This is a genomic window from Segatella copri (assembly GCF_009494835.1).
Lineage (GTDB): Bacteria > Bacteroidota > Bacteroidia > Bacteroidales > Bacteroidaceae > Prevotella > Prevotella copri_F.
This window is the reverse complement of record NZ_VZBE01000043.1, coordinates 103107-115881: the sequence shown is the minus strand read 5'-3', so window position 1 is coordinate 115881 and position 12775 is coordinate 103107. Positions and strand designations below refer to the sequence as shown.

7 protein-coding genes are annotated in these 12775 nt (G+C 44.1%); 5 read left to right on the top strand and 2 right to left on the bottom strand.

Going from position 1 to position 12775, the window contains the following annotated elements; genetic code table 11:
* Window positions 1-213: 213 nt before the first annotated feature.
* Together rnr and F7D47_RS06815 are read right to left on the bottom strand one after the other, a co-directional pair.
* Window positions 214-2511, bottom strand: coding sequence for a ribonuclease R (gene rnr, locus F7D47_RS06820; RefSeq protein WP_118066568.1), 2298 nt, complete (start codon window positions 2509-2511; stop codon window positions 214-216).
* Between the two features lie 157 nt (window positions 2512-2668).
* Entirely contained in the window at window positions 2669-4150 is a 1482-nt protein-coding gene (locus tag F7D47_RS06815; protein ID WP_228113597.1) for a DUF6377 domain-containing protein, read from the bottom strand.
* 520 nt (window positions 4151-4670) lie between these two features.
* Between F7D47_RS06815 and F7D47_RS06810 the strand changes: the two genes are divergently transcribed.
* The 5 genes from F7D47_RS06810 (at window position 4671) to F7D47_RS06790 (ending at window position 12762) form a co-directional block, all read left to right on the top strand.
* Window positions 4671-7205: a glycoside hydrolase family 31 protein gene (locus F7D47_RS06810; protein ID WP_228113346.1), complete on the top strand. Its 2535-nt coding sequence runs from the start codon at window positions 4671-4673 to the stop codon at window positions 7203-7205.
* A gap of 14 nt (window positions 7206-7219) precedes the next feature.
* Window positions 7220-8611: a SusF/SusE family outer membrane protein gene (locus F7D47_RS06805; RefSeq protein ID WP_153085103.1), complete on the top strand. Its 1392-nt coding sequence runs from the start codon at window positions 7220-7222 to the stop codon at window positions 8609-8611.
* 105 nt (window positions 8612-8716) lie between these two features.
* Window positions 8717-9133 carry a helix-turn-helix domain-containing protein gene (locus F7D47_RS06800; protein WP_153085102.1) on the top strand — a complete coding sequence of 139 codons (417 nt, stop codon included), beginning with the start codon at window positions 8717-8719 and terminating at the stop codon, window positions 9131-9133.
* Window positions 9109-9726 carry an IS630 family transposase gene (locus tag F7D47_RS06795; RefSeq protein ID WP_117938167.1) on the top strand — a complete coding sequence of 206 codons (618 nt, stop codon included), beginning with the start codon at window positions 9109-9111 and terminating at the stop codon, window positions 9724-9726. Before F7D47_RS06800 ends, F7D47_RS06795 begins: the two co-directional genes overlap by 25 nt.
* Window positions 9727-9777: 51 nt before the next feature.
* Complete coding sequence (locus F7D47_RS06790; protein ID WP_153085101.1) at window positions 9778-12762, top strand: SusC/RagA family TonB-linked outer membrane protein; 2985 nt, start codon at window positions 9778-9780, stop codon at window positions 12760-12762.
* Window positions 12763-12775: the final 13 nt, after the last annotated feature.

Below are 12775 nucleotides of genomic sequence, written 5' to 3'. Positions count from 1 at the left end.
GAGGTCGGAAAACGAAAGTAGGAGGAAAACTACTTCGTTTTCCTCCTACTCGATTTCATGCTGATTTCCCTGATACTCACAGATTTTAGACTTGTTCGGTCTTGGATGATGCAGATCTTTTTTCTCTGCTATTTCTTTTTTCCAAAGATTTCTCAGGTTCAAAATAAAAAACTGGACCAACCTTTAAGGTCAGCCCAGTTTGATATGGAGAGATTATTTGTTTTTACGGTGATTACGCGTCTTCTGCTTAGACTTCTTCGCTTTGCTGGAAGAAGTGTTAGCTGCAGGCTTTTCCTTGCGTACAGGAGCCGAATCGCCGGCTAGGGTGAAATCTAGTTGTTTCTTCTCCAGGTTGGCTTGCGCCACCTTGATGCGGATAGCATCGCCTAATTGATATTTATTATGGTGGCGACGACCAATCAAACAGAAGTTCTTTTCGTCGAAGTCGTAATAATCGTCAGCGATGTCGCGCATCGGAATCATTCCTTCACAATGGTTTTCGTCTATGGTAGCATAAATTCCGTAAGAAGTAATACCGCTTATATGGGCATCGAATTCCTCGCCGAGTTTATCTCCCATGAATTCTACCATCTTATATTTGATACTGTCACGTTCTGCATTCTGTGCAATCTGTTCCATTTCAGAGCAATGCTCACAGAGTTCTTCGTAATGTTTCTCGTTGGCACTTCTGCCGCCATCTGCGTACTTGGTAAGCAAGCGATGAACCATCGTATCCGGATAACGGCGGATAGGTGATGTGAAGTGGGTGTAGTATTCGAAAGCCAGTCCAAAGTGTCCGATGTTGTGAACGGAGTACTTTGCCTTCATCATGGCTCGGAGTGCAACCATCTGGATGAGATTGTTCTCTGGTTTGCCTTCGCAATCTGACATCAACTTGTTGAGACTTCTTGCTGTAGCGCCTTTTGTACCCTCTGTTTTCATCTTATAACCAAACTTCACAACGAATTCACGCAAGGTTTCCAACTTCTGTGGGTCCGGATTGTCATGGATACGATAAGGAAGCGTCTTTGGCTTCTTTCCTTTCTTTACCTTTCCGATACTTTCAGCCACCGTACGGTTGGCGAGTAGCATGAATTCCTCTACGAGTTTATTGGCATCCTTAGAGCGCTTGTAGTAGCAGCTTACTGGTTTCCCCTTTTCGTCAACGTCGAAATGCAACTCTTCGCGGTCAAACTTAACAGCACCATTTTTGAATCTTGCGGCACGAAGTTTCTTAGCCAGTCTGTCAAGCGTAATGAGCTGAAGTGCGTTTTCTCCCTGATAAGGATGTTCCTTGGTTTCGGCTGGAGCAGGTTCGCCAGTACCATCAATCACACCATTTGCTTCGAGGAGTTCCTGTACCTCTTCATATTTATATCGGCGGTCGCTCTCGATGACGGTATGTACGATGCGATAGTTCTTGACTTCGGCATTGTTGTCGAGTTCGAAGATGACGCTGTACGCAAGTTTTTCCTCATTAGGACGAAGCGAGCAGATAAAGTTACAGAGACGCTCTGGGAGCATCGGGATGGTGCGATCTACAAGATATACAGATGTTGCACGTTTCACAGCTTCCTTGTCGATGATACTGCCCTCTGTGACGTAATGTGATACATCTGCGATATGAACACCTACCTGCCAGTTACCATTCTCCAATCTCTGGATACTGAGGGCATCATCAAAGTCCTTGGCATCCTTCGGGTCGATGGTACAAGTGAATACCTTGCGGAAGTCCTCTCGTTCTTTGTAATCCTGTTCTGTGATTTCGCCGCTTATCTTGTTGGCTGCATCTTCTACATTCTTTGGATATTTATAAGGTAATCCATATTGAGCAAGAATAGAATTCATCTCAACATCATTATCACCCATCTGGCCAAGAATGTCAACAACCTCGCCAATAGGACTCTTGTTTTCTCCATCCGGCCACTCTATAATCCGGACTACTGCCTTATCATCGGTCTTTCCTCCCTTCACCTTTCTTCTAGGAATGATGATGTTGTGAGCAAAGACATCGCCAGGTGTCACGAGGTAAGCCAGATCCTTATCTACTTTCAGACGTCCTACGAAGGTATCTTTAGCGCGTTCAAGGATTTTGTTGACCTGTGCCTCCTTGATGTGATTCTTACGACGAGCCAGGAAGGTGAATTCCACCCTGTCGCCATTAAGTGCTCCCATCGAATTGCGTTCAGAAACGAAAATAGGCTTCTCGCTATCATCAGGGATAACAGAGTTTTTGCCATTTGCCTTTCTGACAAATTTACCTTCCATCACCTGTATGCTTTGATTCAGGCGATAAGAATTATCACTTACCTTAGCCAGGTAGTCATCCCATGCCATTTCCTCCATAATGTCAATCGCCAGCATCTTGAGCGGATGCGTCGTAAGACGGAGGGAACGGAATATCTCTTTAAAGCTGAGCGTTTCGCCCGGTCTTTCGGCAAAGAATTCCTGCAGCATCTCAGTGAGCTGCGCTTTGTTCATTCTTTTGCCACCTTTTTTACCTTTTCCCATAAATTATGACTATTATTAGTTTTATAAGGCAAAGAAACAAAAAAAAAAGGAGAAAACAAAGTTTCTTGGCATCTTTTTTCGTTTTTTATTAAATATGTAACAAAAAGGACACTTGTTTCGATTTTTTTTTCATAAGTTGCGTCGCATGCCGCCTTCATCATGCCGTGGTGGGCATAACGGTACACAGCTTCTCCACATCCTCTTCGAAAGTCTCACGATTCAATGCCTTGTTCTTGAATGCTGACCGATAGTTGTAGATAGTGCGAGGCATATAGAACAACAGGGAGGCAATCTCGGAACTGTCCTTAACGCCCAATCTGATGAGGGCAAATATGCGCAATTCGGTGGTGAGTCTCCTGCTATGTGCTGGTTTCACTTGTTCTTCTGGTTTGAGCAAGGCATTGAACTCTTCTATGAACGAAGGATACATGTCGAGGAAGGCGGTGTCGAACTGTAGCAAGAAGGTGGCTGAGTCCTCATCTGACAAGCGTGAGGAGGAAGTCATGTTGAGCAAGTCGTTTCCTTGTCCCACTTTGATCTTTCGGTGTACCAATAATTCAAACTTGCTCAGTCGGTCAATGAATTTGGCGCATAGGTCGATATACAGTTTCGCCAATCGCTCGCGTTGCTTGTTGGTGTCTATCAAGCGTGTGTTGAGCAAGTTGAGTGCATCGTTGAGGCTTGATAATTGCGTGTTGCTGTCAGATAGTTTGATACGATGCTTGTGCAGCAACTTGTTTTGTTGTCTATAGAAGTAGAAAAGCACGAGCATGATGATGAGGAGGATGGAAATCCCCCACAAGGCAGCGCGCATCAAGTTGTTTTGTGCGGTTAGCTTCTCTCGATAGTTCTTGACAATGATAGGCAGCTTTTGCGAGATTTCGATGATGCGCAGTCGGTTGTTGTACGCCTTTGCGTCATCCATGGCAAAGTTGATGTAGCGTTCGGCTCTAGAAACGTTCTCGTTGTCTTTCTGGTATAGATACATGGCAAAGTCTTGTAACGCAAGATTCTCGCGAGTGCAGTTCTTCAGGTCACTGATACATGCCTGTACGATGTACTCTTCGTATTTCTCGGGTTGATGATTTGCACTATAGTTGTTGGCTATGGCAAATGCCGCCATGGCATAGTAACGAGAGTTGACAGGTATTTCCTTCAAGACACGAAAGTAGTGACTCAATGCCTTCTTGTCGTTACGTTCCACGTAAATGTAGTATTCTCCCAGGAAAAAATTGTAACGTTTGTCATTCTTGCTGAGCAGACCGACCGCCTGTTTCAGAAACTCAGCAGCTTTTTGTCTGTACTTGGGAGCGTATGTTGCGTCATGGCAATAGTCAGACCAATACATATATATATAATACTTCGTGATAGTATAGTCAAAGGAAAGAGATGGAGTGAGCGAGGAAAAGTCTATCTCATTGAGCAGAGACATAGCCTCTCCATAAAGTCCACCGATGGCAAGCAGTGATGCTTTTTCTATTCTGCTTTTGTCATGGTAGAACTGGTTGGCGGTCTTATCAGCCAACTCTATGGACTTGTCAACATACACCATGGCGGAATCAAACTGATAAACGTAGTATTCATTGAATAGCTTGTCATAGATAGAAAGTAACGTGGCGGTGCTCTTGTCCTTGTCCATGATTCCCTTGTAGGTGTTGATACTAGCCTCCTTTTGCTTGAAGATTTTGGATCTGTTGTCTAAAAGGCTATCTAAAGTAAAAGAAAGTTTCTCGTTTCTTGTTGCAGACAAATGGCAACAAGAACATATCAATATGAATGTTATAATAATTCTTTGCATGGTAATCTCGCTTCTTAAAATTGTGTGCAAATATACAAAATTATTTTTGGGTAGCCAAATAATAGGCTGTGTTTTTATGAAAAAATGCTTATTATCGCAAAATCCCGCCCAAAGGCGAATGTACTTGATACGAATTTCTCGATTATTTGTATATTGCTCATTATCATGGGAATAAGGGATTTGTCATCATTCGTTTTTGTACTAATCGTGTACTTTGCCGCATGATGGTAGTAGATTATGACTATCTTTGCAGCGTCTATTAATAAAAATGGAATTATCTAGCAATCAACTAAATTTTTGAATTATGAAGAAATCTTTCATTATACTTATGATGAGTAGTTGCTTATTGTTAACTCCTTCCATGGCACAAGTAGTGGTCAATGATCCTGTAGCAACAAGTCAGGCTGTCATTACTTGTGGCAATGCTCGTTTTACGGTTCTTACTCCGGAGATGATAAGAGTGGAGTATAGCGATCAAGCGAAGTTTGAGGATCGGGCGACCTTCACCATTGTCAATCGTAAGTTGGATGCGCCTCAGTTCACCAAGAGTGAGGATGACACCTATTTATATATAATAACATCCAACCTGAAGCTCAAGTATCGCAAGGGAACTGATCCACGCACCCTTCCAGCCTCTTCAGCCAATCTTACCATCGCTATAACAGGTAATGGTGTTTCTACAGTTTGGTATCCTGGCAAACCAGATCCACTGAACTTAAAAGGAACTTGCCGTACATTGGATGGTCTGATGGGCGATAGCAAGCGTTCGGAAATGGAAAGTGGTTTGGTTTCTCGCTCTGGTTGGGCTGTGATAGACGATTCATGGGCTTCACCTCGTTCTGATGGAGGACGTTCTTATGCCTTGTCTCCTAATAGTGATATGGGGTATCCTTGGTGGACACAGCGTGCAGACAATCATGCCATGGATACTTATGTGTTAGGATATGGCCATAATTACAAGAAAGCTCTTGCAGACTATACCAAGATTGCTGGTAGCATCCCTCTGCCACCTGATTATGTGTTCGGTTACTGGTATAGTAAGTATGCTTCTTATTCGGCAGATGATTATCGCAACATTATGAGCGACTTGAAAGCCAATAAGATACCTACCGATGTGATGATTCTCGATATGGATTGGCATTGGAATGGAAATGCTTATAGTCAGTCGGAAGGTCGTGGTGGTTGGACTGGTTGGTCATGGAACACCAACCTCATACCTAATCCAAAAGGTCTTCTTTCCGAGATGCGCTCACAAAATTTTAAGACTGCGCTCAATTTGCATCCTGCCGATGGTATCAATCAGATAGAGTCGCCTACTTATTTCGCTGCCATGAACAGTGAATTAGGTGGCAAGTACCTGAATGACAGCCGCAATAATATCAATTGGAGCCTTGATTACCCCGACTTTACTAAGTCGTTCTTCAAGAACATCATTCGTGACCATGAGAGCGAAGGCGTTGATTTCTGGTGGTTGGATTGGCAGCAATATCTGACAAGTCCATATACAAAATCTTTGAGCGAGACATTTTGGTGTAACTATGTCTTCTTCAATGAGGCAGCCAAGCGTACAGGCCATCGTCCTGTGATTTTCCACCGTTGGGGAGGTTTGGGCAGTCATCGTTATCAGATTGGTTTCTCGGGCGATGCCAACATCAGCTATGAGGCTTTGGCTTTTGAGCCTTATTTTACGGCTACAGCCTCCAATGTAGGTTATGGCTATTGGGGGCATGACCTCGGAGGACATATGTTCTCCAGCGAGGAATTGGTGAACAATCCCAACTTGGTGTTGAGATGGATTCAGTTTGGTGTATTCACCCCTATCTTCCGCACTCATGCCTCCAGCGATTCTCGCATAGAGCGTCGTATCTGGAAATTCCCTAATTTCCCTACCATCTTGGAAGCAGTGCGCTTGCGCTACTCGCTCTTCCCATACATCTATACGATGGCTCGCAAGACCTACGACACAGGTATGTCCATCTGTCGTCCACTCTATTATGAGTATCCGGAGGTAGAGGAAGCATATACCTATGACAACGAGTATTTCTTCGGTGATGACATCTTGGTGGCTCCCATCACAGAGAAAGCTGAAGCAAACGGCATGACTACCAAGAGTATATGGTTGCCAGAAGGCAAATGGTGGAGTGTGGCTACGAATGAGATGATAGAAGGTCCTCGCTTGGTTACGATGTCATTCTCCGACCAGCAGATACCTTATTTCTATCGTCAAGGAGCTTTGGTTCCTAACAACCCTGCCACCGTAATGAATGTTACCGAGCACCCTTCTCAGTTGATACTCAACATCGTGTCGGGCGAGAATGGCAAAGCTTCCATCTATGAGGATGCTGGCGACAATGCCGACTACGCTTCAAATTACGCAGAGACCTCCATCAGCCAGACCTTCGATGGAAGAATGGGTGAATATATCATCTCTCCACGTAAGGGTACAGTTCTAGGAATACCAGCCGACCGTTCCTATAAGTTGTTGATTTTCAATACTACAACTCCCGTTTCAGCCAAGGTGGACGGAATGAAAGCAACCTTCTCTTATAATAAGGAGAGCAAGTGTACTGCTATTGAGGTGCCTTCTGCAAGTTGCACAAAGGAGCGCCGTATCCAGGTAGAATATTCGACAAGCACAGGAATAACTGATGTAAAGACTGGACAAAACAAGATAACTTATGACAGCGCAAGCAAAAAGTTCACCGCCTCTTTTGACTCACAGAAGAAGCAGGTGTCTTGGCTGGTGAGTAATATGGCAGGAAAGCTTATGCTTGCCAACAGTTATAGTCAAGTAAGTAGCTTCTCGGAAGATATCTCGATGCTCATGCCACAAGTCTATATCAGTAAGGTAGTGGCAGACGATAAAACATTTATCAGCAAATTTATGAAGGAATAAAAACGTCTCGATTTATGAAAAGAATATTATTATCCATCTGTTTCTTGGCAATCGGATTATGGGCTAGTGCAGGAGATATGTCTAATTCTATCGAACTGACCCAACTATATATTATAGGTGATGCCACCCCATACTCTTGGGATTTGGGCAAGACTCCAGACATGCAAAAGATAGACGAAGGTGTATTTCGATGGAGCGGTAAGCTACAGGCTGGTAAGGAGTTTAAGTTTCTCAATACGAGAGAGTTTCATAAGCATCTCGTAGCCACTTCTGCTGGTCAGAAAGTTTCTGTGGGTCATACGTATGACTTAAACTTGGAGATAGACAGAGGACTGGACGGCAGCAGAGACTTCAAGTTTGTCCCTTCTGCTACTGGCGATTATACCATCTATGTAGATTTACGTAGTATGAAGATGGCGGTCTATCAGAAAGAAGTCACTGTAGATTTGCCTTCTCGCCTATATGTCTCTGGTAGTGCCCTGGGCAACAAGGTGATAGAACTTCCACTATATGGCGATGTGGAATTCAAGGCATTACTTAACTTACAAAAAGGTACACTTCGTTTGCAAGATACGCCTACCATCACTTCCAAGACCCAGTTCTATCTTCCTCGTTTTGAAGGAGTAGATATCTCTTTCGGGCACGATTATAGTGAGTCTTTGCAAGTTTCCAACAATGCCAATGCTGAGGGATGGAGCGTTACTGTTCCTGGCAAATACTGCTTTTATGCCATCAAGGATAGCCACCATGCTTTTGCCAAGGCATTTAAAGCTCGCAAAACACTTTATATTGTTGGAGGTTGCTGTCCACATTCTTGGGATTATTGGACAGATGTCGCTTCCATACAGTTTGTTCCCAACCCATCTAACCCAGAGGAGTTGGTTTGGGAAGGCTTCTTGAAACCCACTTGGGATGAGCATCGTGAGGAACCCAATAAGTTTAAGATTCTCACAGCTCAAGATTGGAACTCAGAAACCTTTCATCCATACGTAGCAGATGCACCCTTGTTGGGAACCAGCTATTTCAGAAGTAGTGGAGGTGGCGATGTAAAATGGACTATATCCGAGGCTGCCTATTATCGTATTACTGTGAATACAGCCACGGAAACCATTAAAGGTGAGAAAATCGACAAAGTCTCAGCCAAGTTCAATGGGACAGAAACAACGGGCGTGAAGGAAGTGGAAACCCAGCAAGACATCCGCATCACCCATCAGAATGGAAATATTTACTTGGTTTCCTCGCAAATCCCCGTCAATGCCACCGTCTATACTATGGGTGGAAGCATAGTTGCCAGACGGCCTTCCATTCAAGAGGGACTCTTGGCTAGCAATTTGACCAAAGGCATTTACTTCGTCAAGACAGTAGGCAACACCTCTCAGTGTTCCAAGAAAATAATGGTAGAGTAATCAAGATAATTATCATAAAATAATTATACTAAGTAAGTGATCTAAATTATTTATATATATCAGTACTAATATGGTTCATTTTCCGTTTTATAGAAAAATAGAATTATGAAACCAATAAAAGTACTTGAATTATCAGAGGTTGATCGCCTCAAATTAGAGAAAGGCTATCATAATGGCCCTACTCATAGTTTTCGTATCAGATGCAAATCCATATTGCTGAAGTTAGAAGGTAAATCAGCTCCCAAAATAGCAGAAATGCTTGAGGTAACAGTACCTACTGTCTACACATGGGTAAAACGTTATGAAGAAAATGGAATCAAAGGTTTGGAGACACGTCCTGGTCAGGGTCGAAAGCCTATTATGGATTGTTCTGATGAAGAAGCTGTCCGCAAGGCAATTGAGGAAGACCGTCAGAGCGTGTCCAAAGCACGTGAAGCATGGCAGAATGCGACTGGTAAAGAAGCCAGTGACATTACTTTCAAACGTTTTTTAGAAACATTGGTGCAAGATATAAGCGTATAAGAAAACGCCCAAGGGGCAAACCCTCACCGCAGCTCTACGCATACAAGAAAGAGAAGTTGCAAGAACTCGAAGAACTTGATTCCAAAGGAGAACTTGTGCTATATTATGCCGACGAAAGCCATGTCTGTACAAATGGTTATGTTCCATATGGCTGGCAATTCAAGAATGAGGATATTTACATTCCATCCGAGAAAGCAGCCCGGCTTAATATCTTTGGTATGATTACCAAAAGGAACCAGTATAAAGGCTTTACCACAAAAGAGTCCATCAACGCAGACAAGATTGTGGACTATCTTGACAGATTCTCTTTCAATGTAACGAAGAAGACTGTAATTGTCTTGGACAATGCTTCTGTTCATAGAAATCGGAAAGTTAAAGAACTGAGGAAAATTTGGGAGAAAAGAGGATTGTTTCTCTTCTATCTTCCACCTTATTCTCCAGAACTTAATCCTGCCGAGATTCTTTGGCGTATACTTAAGGGCAAATGGATAAGACCGATAGATTACGAGACTACGGACTCGCTTTTCTATTGTACGAACAGGGCCTTGGCGTCTGTGGGTACGAACTTATTCGTGAATTATTCATATTTATAAAATTAATTTTGAACAGTTACTTATCCAAATAATAATTTAAAACAATTAAAAATGAAGACATTCCTAAAAAAGACAATTGCACTGGCATGTTTTGCCATGCTGATGCCTCTTTCGCTTCTTGCGCAAGATGTTCTGAAAGTGCACGGAATCGTTACTGACCCTTCGGGTGAGCCCCTGATAGGTGTCAATGTAAAGGCTGGCTCTTCTAGTTTGGGAGCAGTCACTGATTTGGATGGAAAGTATTCCATCGAAGTTTCACCTAAATCTACTCTAACCTTTTCATACGTAGGTTTTGAGACTGTCGTTGAGTCGGTGAAGAACCGCAGACAGATGGATGTCACCATGAAGGAGAGCTCTGATGTGCTCAATGAGGTGGTGGTTATCGGTTATGGTACTATGGACAAGAAAGAGCTTACTTCTGCCATTTCTCACGTAAGCGAGAAAGACTTCCTCACCATCAGTTCCCCTGATGTTTCCATGATGATCCAGGGTAAGGTGTCGGGCGTGAGCATCACCAATACCGCGGTGGGCGACCCAAACAATCAGGCAAGCATCCAGATTCGTGGTGTCTCTTCTCGTGCCGCAGGCAATGGACCTCTGATTGTGATTGACGGTGTGCCAGGTGGCAACCTCACCAACATCAATCCTAATGACATCGCTTCTTTCGACGTATTGAAGGATGGTGCAGCCTCTGCTATCTATGGTACTCGTGGTTCCAATGGTGTCATCTTGGTAACGACCAAGAAGGGAAGCAAGGACGGCAGAACGCACGCTTCTTACTCTACCTCTTATACTTGGAACACGATGGTGAAAGACCTGAAGATGATGAACGCTCAGGATTTCCGTGATGTTCGTCTGGGATGGGGTGACTCTGGCGTTGACCTCGGCGGTAATGTAGATTGGCTTGATGCCGTCAGCCGTACGGGTACTACCATGCAGCATACCCTGACCCTCAGTGGTGGCAATGACAAGAGCAACTATCGTGTGAGTGCCGATTATCGTGATGCCAAGGGTATCGACCTTCGTTCTCGTCGTCAGGAGTATGGCGCTCGTGCCAACATCATGCATACCACCAAGGGTGGACTCTTCACCATTACTGCCAATGTCGCTCCTCGTGTCATCTACAGCGACAAGGCTGATTACAGCGTATTCAAGGATGCTCTTGAGGCTAATCCAACTACTCCTTTGATGGATCCAGATAATCCGATTCGTTATTATAACTTCAAGGGTCAGGTTGTGGGTTCCAATCCTGTGGAGCGTCAACTCTTGGAGACCGATAAGGATGATATTCGTTTGATCGACTGGGATGGTACCGTTAAGTTGAACCTCTTGCCTTTGTTGGCAAAGAATGCATCTGGCAATCATCATCTCTCTACACAGGTGATGTTCGCTGACCATCAATATACTCATGATGCCTCTTGGTTCCGTCCTTCTACCAGCACCATTGCCATCGAAAGTGGTCGCGAAGGTGAGGCTAGTCGTTCTTCCAGCAAGGAGAGCCAGTATGTAGTAGAGTGGCTCAACAACTATAGCGGTAGTTTCGGCAAACACAATGTGAAGGCTATGGCAGGTTACTCTTACCAGTATTCTCAGTATTCTGGTTTGAACGCATCCAACAAGGATTTCCCTAATGATGCTCTGGGTCCAGACAACTTGGGTGCTGGTGAGTTTAATAAGGAAGAAGGTGAGGTAAACATGGGCAGTTACAAGAACGATGCCAAGCTCATCGCTTTCTTCGGTCGTGTAAGCTACGACTTCGCTGGCAAGTATATGTTCACCGCTTCTCTTCGCCACGAGGGCTCCTCTAAGTTTGGTGCTAACCACAAGTGGGGTAACTTCCCAGCTGTATCAGCTGGTTGGCGTATCTCTGAAGAGAAGTTTATGAAGGGCGTCCAGTGGATCAGCGACTTGAAACTTCGTGCCGACTATGGTGTGACGGGTAACCAAAACTTCGATAGCTACAAGTCATTGAATACCATGAAAGGATTTGGCTACTATATATATAATGGTAAGTTCTTCCAGGTTTGGGGTCCAGCCAAGAATGTGAATCCTGACTTGATGTGGGAGAAGGGTAAGAACTGGAACGTAGGTATCGACTTCTCTTTGCTCAACAATCGCATCTATGGTTCTTTGAACTACTTCAACCGCAAACAGCAAGACTTGTTGGGTGACTACAAGGTATCTGTTCCTCCATACCTCTTCGACAATACATTCGTCAATGTAGGTACGATGAAAAACTACGGTTTTGAGTTTGACCTCAATTTCCGCCCTGTCACTACCAAGGATTTCTCTTACGACTTCAACCTCATCGGTTCTACCATGCAGAATAAGTTCGTAAGCTTCAGCAACTCCCAGTTTGTAGGTCAGGACTATTATGATGAGGTAGGTACTTCTGATCCATATCCTTACTACAACTTGCAGCGCATTGAGAAGGGCGAGTCTATCGGTAACTTCTATATGTGGAGATATGCTGGTCATACCGAGGATGGCGAGTGGTTGGTCTATGACAAGAGCGGTGACATCATCCGTGCTTCCCAAGCAACGGCAGACGACCGTGTGAAGGTGGGCAATGGTTTGCCTAAGTTTACCTTGTCTTCCAGCCAGAACTTCCGCTATCGCAACTTCGACTTGTCGTTGTTCTTCCGTGGTGCGTTTGGATATGACATCTTCAATATCCACGATTTCTATTATGCCAACCGCAACTTCACTGGCAATCGCTTGCAGAAGGCATACGGCAAGAACTTCAAGATTTCAGGCAATGCCAACCCTGTGGTTTGTGATTACTTCTTGGAGAGAGGTGACTACTTGAAGCTCGACATGATTACATTGGGCTATACGCTCAATTTGCAGAAGTGTCGTTTCATCGACCGCATTAGAGTATATGGTACTGTAAAGAACGTGTTCACCCTTACCAAGTTTAGCGGTGTAGATCCTTCTACCTATCAGGTGAACGGACTCACCCCAAGTGGACAAGGTTCTCGTGACTACTATCCATCTACCCGCCAGTTTATCATTGGCTTGAACGTAGATATCTGATAATCATCTAAAA